Source organism: Pseudomonas sp. LB3P25 (assembly GCF_054897985.1).
In genome coordinates, this window is the sequence record NZ_CM142711.1 from 6,725,309 (window position 1) to 6,743,583 (window position 18,275).

At 60.4% G+C, this 18,275-nt stretch carries 12 protein-coding genes; 10 read left to right on the forward strand and 2 right to left on the reverse strand.

Going from position 1 to position 18,275, the window contains the following annotated elements; all coding sequences use genetic code 11:
* Positions 1–136: 136 nt before the first annotated feature.
* Positions 137–2,086, reverse strand: a complete 1,950-nt coding sequence (locus ACYZTW_RS30995; protein ID WP_462005868.1) for a BCCT family transporter — start codon at positions 2,084–2,086, stop codon at positions 137–139.
* A 379-nt stretch (positions 2,087–2,465) separates the two neighbouring features.
* Between ACYZTW_RS30995 and betI the strand changes: the two genes are divergently transcribed.
* From betI to yccS, 9 genes are all read left to right on the forward strand, one after another.
* Positions 2,466–3,059 carry a transcriptional regulator BetI gene (gene betI / locus ACYZTW_RS31000; RefSeq protein WP_462003038.1) on the forward strand — a complete coding sequence of 198 codons (594 nt, stop codon included), beginning with the start codon at positions 2,466–2,468 and terminating at the stop codon, positions 3,057–3,059.
* A 107-nt stretch (positions 3,060–3,166) separates the two neighbouring features.
* Positions 3,167–4,639, forward strand: a complete 1,473-nt coding sequence (gene betB / locus ACYZTW_RS31005) for a betaine-aldehyde dehydrogenase (protein ID WP_462003039.1) — start codon at positions 3,167–3,169, stop codon at positions 4,637–4,639.
* A gap of 155 nt (positions 4,640–4,794) precedes the next feature.
* Positions 4,795–6,498 (forward strand): choline dehydrogenase, encoded by a 1,704-nt coding sequence (gene betA, locus ACYZTW_RS31010; protein WP_462003040.1) that lies wholly within the window; start codon positions 4,795–4,797, stop codon positions 6,496–6,498.
* A 287-nt stretch (positions 6,499–6,785) separates the two neighbouring features.
* A complete protein-coding gene (locus tag ACYZTW_RS31015; RefSeq protein ID WP_462003041.1) occupies positions 6,786–8,228 on the forward strand; it encodes a TldD/PmbA family protein in 1,443 nt (480 codons plus the stop codon).
* The gene (locus ACYZTW_RS31020) at positions 8,228–9,565 is read left to right on the forward strand and encodes a TldD/PmbA family protein (protein WP_462003042.1); all 1,338 of its coding nucleotides are present in this window, start codon (positions 8,228–8,230) and stop codon (positions 9,563–9,565) included. Before ACYZTW_RS31015 ends, ACYZTW_RS31020 begins: the two co-directional genes overlap by 1 nt.
* Before the next feature lie 210 nt (positions 9,566–9,775).
* Positions 9,776–11,203 carry a multidrug transporter subunit MdtD gene (gene mdtD / locus ACYZTW_RS31025; RefSeq protein ID WP_462003043.1) on the forward strand — a complete coding sequence of 476 codons (1,428 nt, stop codon included), beginning with the start codon at positions 9,776–9,778 and terminating at the stop codon, positions 11,201–11,203.
* Positions 11,204–11,434: 231 nt separating this feature from the next.
* On the forward strand, positions 11,435–12,772 hold the full coding sequence (gene dbpA / locus ACYZTW_RS31030) for an ATP-dependent RNA helicase DbpA (protein ID WP_462005869.1): 1,338 nt from the start codon (positions 11,435–11,437) through the stop codon (positions 12,770–12,772).
* Positions 12,773–12,916: 144 nt separating this feature from the next.
* Positions 12,917–14,095: a BaiN/RdsA family NAD(P)/FAD-dependent oxidoreductase gene (locus ACYZTW_RS31035; protein ID WP_462003044.1), complete on the forward strand. Its 1,179-nt coding sequence runs from the start codon at positions 12,917–12,919 to the stop codon at positions 14,093–14,095.
* 250 nt (positions 14,096–14,345) lie between these two features.
* Positions 14,346–16,529, forward strand: a complete 2,184-nt coding sequence (gene yccS, locus ACYZTW_RS31040) for a YccS family putative transporter (protein ID WP_462003045.1) — start codon at positions 14,346–14,348, stop codon at positions 16,527–16,529.
* Positions 16,530–16,643: 114 nt separating this feature from the next.
* Here the strand turns inward: yccS and ACYZTW_RS31045 are convergent, their stop codons facing one another.
* Positions 16,644–17,381, reverse strand: a complete 738-nt coding sequence (locus ACYZTW_RS31045; protein ID WP_462003046.1) for a substrate-binding periplasmic protein — start codon at positions 17,379–17,381, stop codon at positions 16,644–16,646.
* Between the two features lie 257 nt (positions 17,382–17,638).
* On the opposite strand from ACYZTW_RS31045, the gene ACYZTW_RS31050 reads away from it, so the two are divergent.
* On the forward strand, positions 17,639–18,091 hold the full coding sequence (locus ACYZTW_RS31050; RefSeq protein WP_462003047.1) for a GNAT family N-acetyltransferase: 453 nt from the start codon (positions 17,639–17,641) through the stop codon (positions 18,089–18,091).
* Positions 18,092–18,275: the final 184 nt, after the last annotated feature.

Genomic DNA, 18,275 nt, shown 5'->3' on the forward strand with positions numbered 1-18,275 from the left:
CCGCTGTGTCTGGTTTTGGGGCCGCTTCGCGGCCCAACGGGGCGGTGCGACGTTTCGCTAAATCCCCTCACCACAGAAATCCCCTCACCACAATAAGAGCTGCGGTGCAGCTACGTGCACCGCATCACCTCAAGTCTCAGCTATAAACCCGGCCAAGGAGCTGCCGATGGCTTTCAAACTGATCGAGCACGTCACGGGTGATCTGATCCGAAGTGAAGCCCATCAAGTCGTAGTCCTGGCTGCCGTTGTGCAAGTACACCTCGGCGCGGTAGTAACGTGCGCGGGGCTCATCAGCACTTTCAGCCGAAACCCTGTCGCTCGCCGCTGCCAGATAGCCGTCCAGGCTTACTTCGTAGACAAACGGGTTGCCCTCTTCCATCTCGATCCGCAGGCCCATGCAACGCTTGGCCTTGCCCAGCAACGTTTGCACGTCCAGCCCCTTGCCACGCAATTGCACCACGGCCTCTTCCAGCGCCGGGCTGACTTGCTTGTCCATGAAGCGCTGAACAATCGACTGATTCGGCTGCAAGTCCAGCTGCGTCAAACGCTCGCTGAAACCACGACGACCGCGCGCTGCGAGCTCCGCTTGCTCCTGTTCGATCTGCACGTCCTGGCGCATCGCCTTGTGCAAGCCAAACATGAAGAACACCAGCACCACCGAGAACGGCAGACCGGCCAGCACCACCATGGTTTGCATGGCTTCGAAGTTACCGGCGAACAGCAGGCCGATGGTCACCAGCGTGATCACCGCCGACCAGAAAATCCGCAGCCAGTGCGGCGCATCTTCGTCGACGTTGCCGCCCTTGCAGGAAAGGTTGGCCATCATCACCGCGCCGGAATCCGCCGGGGTCAGGAACAGCACAAAACCGACGAAGATCGACACGCCGATCACGATCTTCGACGCGGGGTAATGCTCAAGCAATTGGTAAATCGCCATCGACGGCTGTTCCAGCGCCGTCTTCCCGAGCTCCACCGCACCATGGTTCATCACCAGGTCCAGGGCCGAGTTACCGAAGATCGACAGCCACGCCAAGGTGAAGCCCAGTGGAATCAGCAACACGCCGGCCACCAGTTCACGCACCGTGCGACCACGGGAAATACGCGCGATGAACATGCCGACGAATGGGGCCCAGGAAATCCACCAGGCCCAGTAGAACAAGGTCCACAGACCCAACCAGCGGTCAGACTTCTCATTGTCGCCTTCGTACACATAGAGGTCGAAAGTCTTCAGCACCACGCCGTTCAGGTAGTCGCCGACGTTTTGCACGAAGCCATTGAGCAGGTGCAGGGTCGGACCGAACAGCAACACGAAAATCAGCAGACCACTGAACAGCACGATGTTCAGGTTGGACAGACGGCGGATGCCGTTTTCCACGCCGGACACGGCCGCGATGGTCGCCACGGTGCTCATCATGATGATCACGATCAACAGGTTGGTGTTGCTGTGTTCCATGCCGAACAGATTTTCAAGCCCCGACGACACCTGCAGCGAACCAATCCCCAGGTTCGTCACCAGACCCAGCAGGGTCACGAACATGCCGAAGCCGTCCACCGCGTGACCGGCCGCGCCTTTGACCCAACGCTCGCCGACCAGCGGATACAGCGCCGAACGCAACGCCAGCGGCTGATTATGACGGTAGGCGAAGTACGCCACGGCCAGACCGACCAGTGCGTAAATCGCCCAGCCGTGCAGGCCCCAATGCAGGAACGTCAATTGCACCGCCTGACGTGCCGCAAGGTTGCTGCCGGCCACGCCTTCCGGCGGATTGAAGTAATGGTCCAGCGGCTCGGAAGCACCGAAGTACAGCAGCGAAATGCCGATACCCGACGAGAACAGCATCCCTGCCCAAGCGCCGTAGCTGAAGTCCGGCGTGTCGTCTTTGCTGCCCAGTTTGAGCTTGCCGTAGGACGAAAACGCCAGGCCGACCACGAAGACCAGGTAAGCGGCGATTACCACCATGTAGTACCAGCCGAAGCTGCGGGACAACCAGGCCTGGGCAATACCGAGCAATCTGCCGGCCTCTTGCGGGGCGATGATCAGAATGGCGGTCAACAACAGGATCAACGCGGTAGAGGTGTAGAACACCCAACCGTTGACCGTCACCTTCTCGGGTGGGGTCTTTATAAGAGAGGCAGAACTCATGGCACAGATGCTCCGGGCAGTGCGGGAGAAGAACACAAGGCAACGCGTTACCCGACCAATCGGTTAGTTGGCAGCCGACCAGCGGGTGATATAAAGACACCCCGAAAAAAGCCCGAAGCCCGGGAGCGCCAGTGCGCGTGGGGTTCGAGCGTTTTTGGATGTCGTTTTTCCGCCAACTACACGTAGGAAAAACCTGTAGGCAGCGACGAATTGTCGCAGATCTTATTCTTTGTTGATTGAACGTTCAATCAAAACAAAATAGACTGGCCTTCAATCCGATAGACGTTTTACGTCCGCCGGAAGGCCTAAGGAGATGTGCAAGATGCCCAAGGTCGGTATGCAACCCATCCGCCGCCAGCAGTTGATCGAAGCCACATTGCAGGCGGTCGATCAGGTCGGAATGGGGGACGCCAGCATTGCGCTGATCGCCCGTTTGGCCGGTGTCTCGAATGGCATCATCAGTCATTACTTTCAGGACAAGAACGGCCTGATCGCTGCCACGGCGCAGTATCTGATGAGTGTCCTCACCGAGAACGTCACCGCGCGCCGTCAGGCGCTGGAGGACAGCAGCCCGCGGGCCCACCTCCAGGTGATTATCGAAGGTAACTTCGACGCCAGCCAGGTCAATGGCCCGGCAATGAAAACCTGGCTGGCCTTCTGGGCCACCAGCATGCACCACCCGTCTTTGCACAGGTTGCAGCGGATCAACGATCACCGTCTGTATTCCAACCTGTGCTGCCAGTTCCGTCGTGTGTTGCCGCTTGATCAAGCGCGCAGCGCCGCCCGCGGCCTGGCAGCCCTCATCGACGGTTTGTGGTTGCGCGGCGCGCTGTCGGGAGATGCTTTCGACACCGGGCAGGCGCACCAGATCGCTTACGAATACATGGATTTCCAACTGGCCAAGCAGGTGAGTTAGAGCACACAGAACCGCTCAACCCCTGAACCGCCACTGACCAGCGTTGCCCAAGCTATAAGGCACGCCCAGTGGTCAACGCCAACCACTTATGCACTTGCGAGGACACTATGGCCCGTTTCGAACTGCAAAAACTTTACATCGATGGCGGTTACTCCGACGCCAGCAGCGACGCCACCTTCGAAGCCATCAACCCGGCTAACGGTGAAGTCCTCGCAACCGTACAGCGTGCGACCAAGGAAGACGTTGAGCGCGCCGTCGTCAGTGCTGAAAAAGGCCAGAAAATCTGGGCCGCCATGACCGCCATGGAGCGTTCGCGCATCCTGCGCCGTGCCGTCGACATCCTGCGCGAGCGCAACGATGAACTGGCCGCTCTGGAAACCCTGGACACCGGCAAGTCGTACTCCGAAACCCGTTACGTCGACATCGTTACCGGCGCTGACGTGCTGGAGTACTACGCAGGTCTGGTTCCGGCCATCGAAGGCGAGCAAATCCCGCTGCGCACCACTTCTTTCGTCTACACCCGTCGCGAGCCACTGGGCGTCGTGGCCGGTATCGGCGCGTGGAACTACCCGATCCAGATCGCCCTGTGGAAATCCGCTCCAGCCCTGGCGGCCGGTAACGCGATGATCTTCAAACCAAGCGAAGTCACTTCCCTGACCACGCTGAAACTGGCCGAGATCTACACCGAAGCCGGCGTTCCGGCTGGCGTGTTCAACGTCCTGACCGGCAGCGGCCGTGAAGTCGGTACCTGGCTGACCGAGCACCCACGCATCGAAAAAATCTCCTTCACCGGCGGCACCGACACCGGCAAGAAGGTCATGGCCAGCGCTTCCGCCTCGTCGCTGAAAGACGTGACCATGGAACTGGGCGGCAAATCCCCGCTGATCATTTTCGACGACGCCGACCTCGATCGCGCCGCCGATACCGCCATGATGGCCAACTTCTACAGCTCCGGTCAGGTCTGCACCAACGGCACTCGCGTGTTCGTGCCGAGCCACCTGAAAGCCGCTTTCGAAGCCAAGATCGTTGAGCGCGTTGCCCGTATCCGCGTCGGCAACCCGGAAGACGAAAACACCAACTTCGGCCCGCTGGTCAGCTTCGCCCACATGGAAAGCGTGCTGGGTTACATCGCCAAAGGTAAGGAAGAAGGCGCTCGCGTTCTGTGCGGCGGCAGCCGTCTGATCGAAGGCGAATTCGCCAAGGGCGCGTTCGTGGCACCGACCGTGTTCACCGATTGCACCGACGAGATGACCATCGTTCGCGAAGAAATCTTCGGCCCGGTGATGAGCATCCTGAGTTACGAAACCGAAGAAGAAGTGATCCGTCGTGCCAACGACACCGAGTTCGGTTTGGCGGCTGGCGTTGTCACCAAAGACCTGAACCGCGCTCACCGTGTGATCCATCAACTGGAAGCCGGTATCTGCTGGATCAACGCCTGGGGCGAGTCCGACGCCAAGATGCCAGTCGGCGGCTACAAGCAGTCTGGCGTGGGCCGTGAGAACGGCATCAGCTCGCTGAACAACTTCACACGCATCAAATCGGTACAGGTCGAACTGGGCGATTACGCCTCGGTTTTCTAAACCCCGGCTGAAAACCCTGTAGCAGCTGCCGAGGTACGAGGCTGCGTTGCGTGTCCGCAGGACCGCCCTCAGAGGGTCGCTGCGCGACCCAACGCAGCCTCGTGCCTCGGCAGCTGCCACAGGCGACCTGACCAACTTCAAAGAGGGTGCATTTAATGTCCCAAGAATTCGATTACATCATCATCGGTGCCGGCTCGGCCGGTAACACCCTGGCGACCCGCCTGACTGAAGACGAAGGCGTCACCGTCCTGCTGCTCGAAGCAGGCGGCCCGGACTACCGTATGGATTTCCGCACGCAAATGCCGGCCGCTTTGGCGTTCCCGCTGCAAGGCCGTCGCTACAACTGGGGCTACGAAACCGATCCAGAGCCACACATGGACGGTCGCCGGATGGAATGCGGTCGCGGCAAGGGCCTGGGGGGTTCCTCGCTGATCAACGGCATGTGCTACATCCGCGGCAACGCGATGGACTACGACAACTGGGCCAAACTGCCAGGTCTTGAAGACTGGGACTACCTGAACTGCCTGCCGTATTTCCGCAAGGCTGAAACCCGTGACATCGGCCCGAACGACTATCACGGTGGCGACGGCCCGGTCAGCGTGACCACGCCAAAAGCCGGCAATAACCCGCTGTTCCACGCAATGGTTGAAGCCGGCGTGCAAGCCGGTTACCCCGCTACCTCCGACCTCAACGGTTACCAGCAAGAAGGTTTCGGCCCGATGGACCGCACCGTGACGCCGAACGGCCGTCGCGCCAGCACCGCTCGCGGTTACCTGGACATCGCCAAGAAGCGCTCGACCCTGACCATCGTCACCCACGCCTTGACCGATAAGATCCTGTTCGAAGGCAAGCGTGCGGTCGGCGTACGTTACTTGATCGGCGCCGCTGAAGAGCGCGTTGAAGCCCGCGCCCGCAAAGAAGTGCTGCTGTGCTCCGGCGCTATCGCTTCGCCGCAGATTCTGCAACGCTCCGGCGTCGGCCCGGCCGAGCTGCTGAAAAAACTCGACATTCCGGTGGTCCACGACCTGCCGGGCGTGGGTGAAAACCTGCAGGATCACCTCGAGTTGTACCTGCAATACGCCTGCACCCAACCGGTCTCGCTGTACCCATCGCTGCTCTTGCACAACCAGCCAGCCATCGGTGCCGAGTGGCTGTTCAACGGCACCGGCATCGGCGCCAGCAACCAGTTCGAAGCCGGCGGTTTCATCCGCACGCGTCCGGAATTCGATTGGCCGAACATCCAGTATCACTTCCTGCCGGTCGCGATTAACTACAACGGTAGCAACGGTGTGAAAGAGCACGGTTTCCAGGCGCACATGGGTTCCATGCGTTCGCCGAGCCGTGGTCGCGTTCAGGCCAAGTCGAAGGATCCGCGCGAGTACCCGAGCATCCTGTTCAACTACATGGCCACCGAGCAGGACTGGCAGGAATTCCGTGACGGCATCCGCCTGACCCGTGAAATCATGCAACAGCCGGCACTGGACGCTTTCCGTGGCCGCGAAATCAGCCCGGGCATCGACGTGCAAACCGACGAGCAGCTGGACAAGTTCATCCGCGAACACGCCGAAACCGCGTTCCACCCGTCCTGCTCGTGCAAGATGGGCACCGACGAAATGGCAGTGGTTGACGCTGAAGGTCGTGTGCATGGCATGCAGAGCCTGCGTGTGGTCGATGCCTCGATCATGCCGATCATCACCACCGGCAACCTGAACGCGCCAACGATCATGATCGCCGAGAAAATCGCCGACAAGATCCGTGGTCGCAAGCCATTGCCGCGTAGCAAGGCTGCTTACTTCGTGGCCGGTGATGCACCGGTGCGGGGCAAGCCGTTGCGGGATGTGAGCCTGACTGCGCAGTAAGTCGTAACACCGAGGCGCGGCCTTCGCGAGCAGGCTCGCTCCCACAGGGGATCTTCAGTGAACACAGATTCTGTGAGCACCCAAGATCAAATGTGGGAGCGAGCCGGCTCCGGGCGGCGTTCCGACGAAGGGGCCCTACTAAACACCACACATATCCCGGTAAACCTTTCCTACACCGCTCCGCCCTTGATCCTACCCCCCGCGCAGGCCTAATCTAGCGCCACGCAAACGTTTCACCCCCCTCGCAACATCGATACACCGCCACTCCATACCAAGGAGGTTCCCGAATGTTCGATTTCCACCCCCAGCTCAAGCAGCGCTTCGCTGCCTTGCGCACGGGCGCTGAATTCTTTTCGCTGCGTTATGTGCGCGAGTCCGGCCAGTACCTTTCGGTGCGCAAGAACGTTGCCGAACCTCCCAGTCTGAGCCGTGACGAAGGCGCGATGCTGACCGTTCGGGTCAACGGCGTCGAAGCCTATGCCGCGACCAACGACCTGTCCCAGTCCGGCCTGCAAGCCGCGCTGGAGCGAGCCGAGCAGCAAGCCCGCCGACTCAAGCCCCACGCCCTGCTCGACCTGCGCGAGCAAGCCGTCTCCAGCGACCGCGCCGACTACTTTTCGCCAAACCTCGACCAGCCCTTCCCGTCCCTGAGCGATTGCTACCAACTGCTCGGCGCCGAATCCGCATCCGTGCCCAAGGACGAGCGGCTGGTGAACTGGCAGGTGAGCATCGGCATCACCAATGTCGAGCAGATCTACCTCAACAGCGCCGGCGCCGAATTGCGCCAGGCCCAGCGTTTCGTCTACCCGAGCGTGGACGTCACCGCCTACGACGGCAATGACAGCCAGACCCGTACCCTGGGCCGCGAAAATTTCGGCCAACAAGGCGGCTTTGATGTGATCAGCCGCTGCGGCCTGGTCGGTGCCGGCCCGAAAGTCGCCGATCAGGCGCTGCAATTGCTGCTGGCGCCCAACACCCCGCAAGGCCCGCGCGACCTGCTGTTGATGCCGGACCAAATGATGCTGCAAATCCACGAATCCATCGGTCACCCACTGGAGCTGGATCGCATCCTCGGTGACGAGCGCAATTACGCCGGCACCAGCTTCGTCAAGGCAGAAGACTTCGGCCGCCTGCAATACGGTTCCAAACTGCTAAACGTGACCTTCGACCCGGACATTCCCGAACAACTCGCCAGCTACGGTCATGACGACGACGGCACGGCCGCGAACAAACAATTCCTGATCCGCGAAGGCTTGCTGCTGCGTCCACTGGGCGGTGCACTGTCGCAATTCCGTGCCGGCATGGACGGCGTTGCCAACAGCCGCGCTTGCGGCTGGAACCGCCCGCCAATCGACCGCATGGCCAACCTGAACATCGAGCCCGGCGATCAACCGCTGGAGCGACTGATCGGCAACATCGAACACGGCATCATGATGTCGACCAATCGCTCGTGGTCCATCGACGATGCGCGCAACAAATTCCAGTTCGGTTGCGAATGGGCTCAGTTGATCGAAAATGGCGAACTCAAAGGCGTGGTGAAAAATCCCAACTACCGGGCGATTTCCGCACGGTTCTGGAAAAGCCTCAGTGCCGTCGGCGACGCCAGTACCTTCAAGGTCCTGGGCACACCGAACTGTGGCAAGGGCGAACCGAATCAGGTAATCCGCGTCGGCCATGCGTCGCCGGCCTGTGTGTTCAGCAACGTGGATGTATTTGGGGGAGACGCCTGATGAGCACTTCAAAAAGCCAGGCCGATTCATTCAAGGCCTTGGTCAATTGGCTGCGCGATGCGATTCGCGAGCCGGAGCAATTCACTCTAAGTTACGCCGCCGAATCCTCGGCCTTCGTGCGCTTCAACCACGCCAAGGTGCGTCAGGCCGGTCAGGTGCAGCAGGCGAGTGTCGGTTTCAAACTGATCAATGATGGCCGGCATGCCGATCTGAGCATTACCCTTTCCGGTGATGCCGAAGTCGATCTTCAGCGCCTGGCCGAAGGTCTGCAACAGTTGCGCGAAACCTTGCCGCTGCTGCCGCAGGATCCGTACCTGCTGCTCAACTACAACGGCTGGCAGAGCAAGAACGTTCAGGAGCATCCGCTACCGGACACTGAGCAGGTGGTGGCTGAAATCACCCAGGCTGCCGAAGGGCTGGACCTGGTCGGTTTCTACGCCGCCGGGCCGATCAGTCGCGGCTTCGCCAGTTCTTCGGGCGCGTTTGGCTGGCACCAGGCCAACAGCTTCAACTTCGATTTCAGCCTGTTCCATGACAACGGCCAAGCGGTGAAAGCCAGTTACGCCGGGCACGACTGGAACAGCGAAGGGTTTGCCAGACGCTTTGCGCAGGCGCGCGAGCAGTTGGCGTTTCTCGGCAGACCGCAACACACCCTGGCGCCGGGTCAGTACCGCGCCTACCTGGCGCCGGCAGCCCTGGGAGAAATCATGGACATGCTGGGCTGGGGCGGTTTCTCGGCGCAGTCGATTGCCAGCAAAAATAGCCCGTTGCAGAAGCTTTATGCGGGCGACAGTGCGTTCAGCCCATTGGTGTCGGTCGATGAAAAGGTCAGCGGTTCGTTGAGCCCGGCATTCTCCGGCGAAGGTTATCCGCGCAGCGATCTTGAGTTGATCGTCAACGGCAAGGCCGGCGCACAGATGGTCAGTTCACGCAGCGCCGCCGAGTACGGCCTGACCGCCAACGGCGCCAGCGGTGGTGAAATGCCGAGTGCCGTGAACATGGCGGCCGGTACGTTGCCTGACGCAGAAATTCTCAAGCAACTGGGCACCGGTTTGTACATCAGCAACCTCTGGTACCTGAACTACTCGGACCAACCGGCGGCACGCCTGACCGGCATGACGCGGTTCGCGACGTTCTGGGTCGAGAATGGCGAGATTCAGGCGCCGGTGAGCACCATGCGGTTTGATGACAGTGCCTACAGTTTGCTGGGTTCGCAGCTGGAGGCGTTGACCGAGGAGCGCGAATTGTTGCTGTCGGCCAGCACGTACAGCCAGCGGGCCACGGCGTCGGCGTTGTTGCCGGGGGCGTTGATCAGCCGACTGACCTTGACCCTGTAAACACAAAATCCCTGTACACAGGGGATTCTGTGGTGAGGGGATTTATCCCCGTTGGGCTGCGCAGCGGCCCCAAATTGGCAAACGCGGTTTGACAGACAGACCGCATTAGCCGGATTTACGACTGCTTCGCAGCCGAACGGGGATAAATCCCCTCGCCACAGAGTCAGTGCAGCCATGACCTTGCATTAATTTCAACCCACAAGAGGTCCCATGCCCAACCGCCCGCCTCTCGACGCTGTCACCGCCCGCTGGGTGCCGTGGGTCGTCGCCATCGCGTTCTTCATGCAATCCCTCGACGGGACCATCCTCAACACCGCCCTGCCCGCCATGGCCCGAGACCTGGCCGAAGACCCGCTGCGCATGCAGGGCGTAATCATCGCCTACATGCTCACCGTCGCCTTGCTGATCCCCGCCTCCGGCTGGATCGCCGACCGTTTCGGTACCAAGAAAATCTTCTTCGGCGCGATTCTGCTGTTCAGCCTCGGCTCGTTACTCTGCGCACTGTCGAGCACCCTGAGCCTGCTGATTGGCGCACGGGTGATCCAGGGCCTGGGCGGTGCGCTGATGCTGCCGGTCGGGCGACTCGTGGTACTCAGGGCGTACCCGCGCTCGGAACTGGTGCGGATCATGGGCTTCATCACCATCCCTGGATTGCTCGGCCCGTTGATCGGCCCGACCATGGGCGGCTGGATGGTGGAATACCTGACCTGGCACTGGATCTTCCTGATCAACCTGCCGGTCGGCGCTGTCGGTTGCTACGCCGTGTGGAAATTCATCCCCGACCTGCGCGGCACTGAACGCACCCGCTTCGATAGCCTGGGCTTTTTGCTGTTTGGTGCGGCGATGGTGCTGATCACCATCGCCATGGAAGGCCTCGGCGAACTGCACCTGCCGCACTTGCGGGTGATGTTGTTGCTGTTCGGTGGCATGGCGTGTCTGGCGGCGTACTGGTTGCGCGCCGGGCACGTCGAAAATCCGCTGTTCGCACCGTCGCTGTTCAAGACCCGGACGTTTGCCGTGGGCATCCTCGGCAACCTGTTCGCTCGTCTGGGCAGCGGCGCCCTGCCGTTTCTCGTGCCGTTGCTGTTGCAAGTGGCGCTGGGATATTCGCCATCCCAAGCCGGGATGAGCATGCTGCCGCTGGCGGCGGCAGCGATGGTCGCCAAGTCGGTGGCGCGACCGCTGATCGAACGTTTGGGCTATCGCATCGTGCTGACCGGCAACACGTTGGCGCTGGGGTTGATGCTGGCGAGCATGGGGCTGGTCAGCGAGCAAACGCCGTACTGGTTGCTGTTGGTGATGCTATCGATTCTGGGGGCGATCAACTCGTTGCAGTTCACCGCAATGAACACCGTAACCCTGATCGACCTCGACGACGCCAGCGCCAGCAGCGGCAACAGCTTGTTGTCAGTGGTCGCGCAATTGTCTTTGAGCCTGGGTGTTGCCTGTGCCGGTGCGCTGCTCGGCGGCTTCACGGCGGAGATCGGCAACGACGGCGTGGACACGGTTCTGGGCGCGTTCCAGCTGACCTTTGTGACGGTCGGAATCATGGCGATGCTGGCCGCGACGATCTTTTCCCAGCTTTCACCAAAGGATGGCCGACGGATGGTCAGCCGCGAGCACGATATAGAGCACTGACTTGTAGCAGCTGCCGAGGCACGAGGCTGCGTTGGGCTGCGCAGCGGCCCCCGAGGGCGGTCCTGCGGACACGCAACGCAGCCTCGTGCCTCGGCAGCTGCTACACGCTACTCGTCCAGAAGTTGCAGGTGGAGAGCGTGGGACTGATACACTGCGCGACATTTTGTTTTGCAGGCCAGTCCCGTGACCACCATCGCCACCGCTTTTAATACTTTGCCGCTGTCCGCCGCCATGCTGGCTAACCTCGACTCCCTCGGTTATGCCCAGATGACGCCGATCCAGGCGCAAAGCTTGCCGGTGATCCTCAAGGGGATGGACCTGATCGCCCAGGCCAAGACCGGCAGCGGCAAGACTGCCGCCTTCGGTATCGGCCTGCTGAACCCGATCAATCCGCGCTTCTTCGGTTGCCAGGCGCTGGTCATTTGCCCGACTCGCGAACTGGCCGACCAGGTCGCCAAGGAAATCCGGCGCCTGGCCCGCTCCGAAGACAACATCAAGGTCCTGACCCTGTGCGGCGGTGTGTCTTTCGGCCCGCAGATCGGCTCCCTGGAGCACGGCGCGCACATCATCGTCGGCACTCCGGGTCGCATTCAACAGCACCTGCGCAAGGGTTCGCTGGTGCTTCATGGCCTGAACACCCTGATCCTCGACGAAGCCGACCGCATGCTCGACATGGGTTTCTACGATTCCATCGAAGAAATCATCGCCCAGTGCCCGGAGCGTCGTCAGACCCTGCTGTTCTCCGCCACGTATCCGGTGGGCATCAAGCAACTGGCGTCGAAATTCATGCGCAATCCGCAGCAAGTGAAGGCCGAGGCGTTCCACGACGACACGCAGATCGAGCAACGTTTCTACGAGATTTCCCCGGAAGAGCGCATGGACGCCGTGGTCAAAGTCCTCGCGCATCATCGTCCGGCATCCTGCGTAGCCTTCTGCTTCACCAAGCAGCAGGTTCAGGAAACCGTTGATCACCTGACCTCCAAAGGCATCTCCGCCGTCGGCCTGCATGGCGATCTGGAACAGCGTGACCGTGACCAAGTGCTGGCCATGTTCGCCAACCGCAGCACCTCGGTCCTGGTCGCCACCGACGTCGCCGCGCGCGGTCTGGACATCGATGCGCTGGACATGGTGATCAACGTCGAACTGGCCCGTGATTCGGAAATCCACATCCACCGTGTTGGCCGTACGGGCCGCGCCGGTGAGAAAGGTATTGCGATCAGCCTGGTCGCACCATCCGAAGCCCACCGTGCCCAAGCCATCGAGCAACTGCAGAAGTCGCCGTTGAGCTGGGACCAGCTGGACAACCTCAAATCCCAGGGCGGCGCACCGCTGCTGCCGATGATGAGCACGCTGGTCATTGGCGCTGGCCGTAAAGACAAGGTGCGTCCGGGCGACATTCTTGGCGCACTGACGGGCGACGCGGGCATTCCGGGTGCCCAGGTGGGCAAGATCGCGATTTTCGACTTCCAGGCCTATGTGGCTGTTGAACGCGGGATCGCCAAGCAAGCCTTGCAGCGCCTGAACGACGGCAAGATCAAAGGCCGTTCGTTGCGCGTGCGCATCCTGTAAGAACAGCGTACTTCCCCCTGTGGGAGCGAGCCTGCTCGCGAATGCAATTTGTCAGTCGGCCTATATGCTGACTGACACACCGCTTTCGCGAGCTGGCTCGCTCCCACAGTTTGTTTTGTGGTGACACATCAAGAGGACACCGTTTTGCGCTCTACCGAAGTCGTGATCATTGGCGCTGGCGCCGCAGGTTTGATGTGTGCGCTGACCGCCGCCGGGCGCGGGCGCAAGGTGATGTTGCTCGACCATGCCAACAAGGCTGGCAAGAAAATCCTGATGTCTGGCGGTGGCCGCTGTAATTTCACCAACATGTACACCGAACCGAGCAATTTTCTCTCGCAGAACGAGCACTTCTGCAAATCCGCCCTGGCCCGCTACACCCAGTGGGATTTCATCGGCATGGTCGCTAAACACGGCGTGCCGTATCACGAAAAGAAACTCGGCCAGCTGTTCTGCGATAACAAATCCAGCGACATCCTTGAAATGCTGCTCGACGAGTGCAATCAGGTTGGCGTCAGCCTGCACCTGGACACTTCGATCCAGACCATCGAGAAGCTCGAAAGCGGTTACCTGCTGGACACCACGCTCGGCCAGGTCACCTGCGAATCGCTGGTGATCGCCACTGGCGGTCTGTCGATTCCAACCCTGGGCGCGACCGGTTTCGGTTATCAGGTGGCCAAGCAGTTCGGGCACGACTTGCTGCCGACCCGCGCAGGTTTGGTGCCGTTCACCATCACCGATCAGCTGAAAGAGCTTTGCACCGAGCTGTCCGGTACGTCGGTGGATTGCTTGGTGAGCTGCAACGAACAGAGTTTCCGCGAGAACATTCTGTTCACCCACCGCGGCCTCAGCGGCCCGGCGATTCTGCAGATTTCTTCGTTCTGGGAATCCGGCGATTCGGTAGAGATCAACCTGCTGCCGGATCACGACGTACCGACCTGGTTGCAACAGCAGCAAGCCGAACGCCCGAACAGCGAGTTGAAAACCCTGCTGGGGGAAATCTTCACCAAGAAGATGGCCAACCTGCTGGCGGACAACTGGTTCGTTTCCAAACCGATGAAGCAATACACCCACGCGGAAATTGCTGACATCGCCGAAAAACTGGCGAGCTGGAAAGTGGTTCCGGCCGGCACTGAAGGTTATCGCACCGCTGAAGTGACCCTGGGCGGTGTCGACACCCATGAAGTCTCGTCCAAGACCATGGAGTCGCTGAAAAGCCCCGGCCTGTATTTCATCGGCGAAGTGCTCGACGTCACCGGGCATCTGGGCGGTTTCAACTTCCAGTGGGCCTGGGCCTCCGGCTACGCCGCCGCGCAGTACGTCTAACCCGCACCGCCCCCCGCCTGTAGGAGCTGTCGAGTGAAACGAGGCTGCGATCTTTTGACTTTGCTTTTTAAAAACAAGATCAAAAGATCGCAGCCTCGTTTCACTCGACAGCTCCTACAGGGGATTTCATTTCAAGGTGATGTTCGCCAGGGAAGGAACAGATTTTGCTGTCAGATGTGATCGGCGCCATTGCGTCGGCGTCATTACTGGCTCAATTTAGCGTCATTGCCTCGGAAGGCCCTCGCACTTCATGTCATCGACCCCCTTTAGTCAGTCTCTGCGTCGCCTCTGGGCGCTGGATAAATTCAGCTACAGCGTGCGGGTGTTCATCGCCCTGACCGGCAGCATGGCGCTGTGTTGGTACAAGGATGAAATGGGGCTGCTGATCCCGCTGTTCCTCGGGATCATCGCCAGCGCCCTCGCCGAGACCGACGACAGTTGGCAGGGCCGCCTTAACGCACTGGCCGTGACGCTGGTGTGTTTCAGCGTCGCCGCCCTCTCCGTCGAGCTTCTCTTCCCCTACCCTGTCGTTTTTGTCATCGCCCTGGCCCTGGCCAGTTTCGGCCTGACCATGCTCGGCGCCTTGGGTGAGCGCTATGGCGCGATTGCCTCAGCGACGTTGATTCTGTCGGTCTACACCATGATCGGCGTGGACCAGCGCGGCGGCGAAGTCACCGATTTCTGGCACGAGCCGATGCTGCTGGTAGCCGGTGCAGCCTGGTACGGTTTGCTCTCGGTGCTGTGGCAGGCGATGTTTTCCAATCAGCCCGTGCAGCAAAGCCTGGCGCGGTTGTTCCGTGAACTGGGTTTTTACCTGAAGCTGAAATCGTCGCTGTTCGAGCCGATCCGGCAGATGGACGTGGAAGCGCGTCGACTGGAACTGGCGCAGCAAAACGGCCGAGTCGTGGCAGCACTGAACGCCGCCAAGGAAATCATCCTGCACCGGGTCGGCAACGGTCGACCCGGCTCGAAACTCAGCCGTTACCTGAAGCTGTACTTCCTCGCTCAGGACATCCACGAGCGCGCCAGCTCCTCGCACTACCCTTACAACGCCCTGGCCGATGCCTTCTTTCACAGCGATGTGATGTTCCGCTGCCAGCGCCTGCTGCGCCAGCAAGGCAAGGCCTGCCGTGCGCTAGCCGAGTCGATCCAGATGCGCCAGCCGTTCGTTTATGACGCGAGTTTTGCCGAAGCCCTGAGCGATCTGCACGCCTCCCTCGAACACCTGCGCATTCAGAGCAACCCGGCCTGGCGCGGATTGCTGCGTTCGTTGCGGGCATTGGCCGCCAACCTCGGCACGCTCGATCGTTTGCTCAGCGATGCCAGCAACCCCGACGCCCTGGCCGACGCCACCGACAGCAGCCTGCTCGACCGTTCGCCACGTAGCCTCAAAGATGTGTGGACTCGGTTACGCACGCAGCTGACACCGACCTCGTTATTGTTCCGTCACGCACTGCGTTTGCCCCTGGCCTTGAGCATCGGCTACGCGATGGTGCATTTGATCCACCCGTCTCAGGGTTACTGGATCATCCTCACCACGCTGTTTGTCTGCCAACCGAACTACGGCGCCACCCGCCGCAAACTCGGCCAGCGAATCATCGGCACCGCCATCGGCCTGACCGTGGCCTGGGCATTGTTCGATCTGTTCCCCAACCCTTTGGTCCAGTCATGCTTTGCGATCGCCGCCGGGGTGGTGTTCTTTATCAACCGCACCACCCGCTACACCCTGGCGACGGCCGCGATCACCTTGATGGTGCTCTTCTGCTTCAACCAGGTCGGGGATGGTTACGGGCTGTTCCTGCCACGTCTGTTCGATACCTTGCTCGGTAGCCTGATCGCCGGGCTGGCGGTATTCCTGTTCCTGCCGGACTGGCAGGGTCGACGCCTGAACAAAGTGCTGGCCAACACCCTGACCTGCAACAGCATTTACCTGCGCCAGATCATGCAGCAATACGCCGCTGGCAAAAGCGACGACCTGGCGTATCGCCTGGCCCGGCGCAACGCCCACAACGCCGACGCCGCACTGTCGACGACGCTCGCCAACATGCTGATGGAACCGGGGCATTTCCGTAAGGAAGCGGATGTCGGTTTCCGCTTCCTGGTGCTGTCGCACACCTTGCTCAGTTATTTGTCCGGACTGGGCGCACACCGGGAAACCCAGCTACCGCCCGACGTGCACGAGCATTTGATCGACGGTGCCGGCGTGAGACTGGCCGTCAGCATCGATGAAATTGCCCAAGGCTTGGCGAGCAAACTGCCGATTGCGATTCAAAGCGATGAGGAAGAGGCACTGGCCAATACGCTTGAACAGATGCCGGACGAAATCGATGAAGGCCAACGATTGGTGCAGACGCAATTGGCATTGATCTGCCGTCAGCTTGGGCCATTGCGGACGCTGGCGGCGCACCTCATCAAGGAAACGAGTGAGGATTGAGATCTGCGGTGGCTGGGCGGGCCTCTTCGCGAGCAGGCTCGCTCCCCCAGGGATTACCTAAATCCTGTGGGAGCGAGCCTGCTCGCGAAGGGGCCATCAGCCACACCACAAAGCTCACATCCCGTGTTGTTCCATCAACCGCTGATAACTGCCATCCACTTTCATCGCCGAGATCTCGCGGTCGAAACCGGCGACGATCTGTTCATGCTGGGGGTTCTTCAGGCTGACCAGGATGTGCAGGCTGTTCTCGCTCAATGGCTGGGGCAAAAACTCCACGGCATTGCGCACCTTGGATGACTCCCGGGCCAGGTAGTAACGCGCGACGTATTCGTCTTCCAGCGTCAATTTGACCCGGTCGGCGGCGACCATGCGCACCGCCATGGAGAAGCTGTGCACCGGGACTTTCTGCAGCGACACGTCGTCATCGAACGCCGGCGAATAGGCGTAACCGCGCACCACCGCTATCGGGTAGGTGTGCAGTTGTTGCAGGTTGTTGTATTCGATCGGTGTGTCTTTGCGCTTGAGAAAGCGCACACGGTTGAGCAGGTATTCGCTGGAAAACTGGCCAAGTTTCGTACGATCGTCGGTGTACCAGGCGTTGACCAACACGTCGTATCGACCCTCGCCAACCCCCAGCAAGGCCCGCGCCCAAGGCACTTGTTCAAAGTCACTGGCATAACCGGCCCGGGACAACGCGGTGCTGACGATGTCCGTGGCCAACCCACCGTTGACCAGCGTGGCGTCGGTAAAGGGCGGCCAGGCATCGGCCACCAATCGCAGCTTTTCCGCTGCCGCGCCTTGAGTCAGCAACAGCAATCCAATCAAAGCAAAGGCTCGATGCAATCGCGGCATGCTAGAAAATCCTTAGCGGGCGGGACGCCCGACGTGTTTTCAGCCAAAACTCCAAGGCCCCCGTACTGCCAAACCCAGGTACTAACACTAGCTCATCGAAGCCACTGCACAGCGCTTCACCTCAGATTACACAAAGAAGACAAAGCCGCGCGAAATGAATGATGGCATTTTGGCCTTTGTCACAGATTTCTCTGCCATAAAGACATCTTTCGTCTGGGCGCTTAGTATCGGAGCGACGATGTTCAAGGAGTGTGAAAATGACAATCGATTGGGTCTGCAAACACCACAGCGATCTGGGCAAGGAGCAGCTGTACGCCATTCTGCAGCTACGTGCAGAGGTGTTTGTCGTTGAGCAGAAATGCGTCTATCAGGACGTCGATGGCCAGGATCTGGAAGGTGACACCTGCCATTTAATGGCTTGGGAAGGGGATCGGTTGGTGGCGTACCTGCGGTTGCTCGACCCGGAGTTACAGGGTGGCGACGTGGTCATCGGGCGGGTGATCATCGCCCCTCAAACGCGCGGTACAGGACTTGGGCATGAGCTGATGGCACAGGCGTTGAAGCAGGCTGAAAAGCGCTGGCCTGAAGTACCGATCTACCTCTCGGCCCAGGCGCATTTGCAGGGGTATTACGCTAAATACGGATTTGTGGTGGCGGGTGAGGAGTTCGTGGAGGATGGCATTCCGCATATCGGGATGCGTCGGGTTTGAGACTTGCGGCAGGCTCTGGAATCCCCCTCACCCTAACCCTCTCCCCAAGGGGCGAGGGGACTGACCGATGTGTTATGTAGAAAATTGGCGACTTGAACTACCGAGTCGAACTCAGGATTCGAAAGGCTTGAAGATCTGCTCCCTTTCCCCCTGTCCCCATTGGGGCGGTCCGACGTTTCGGGAG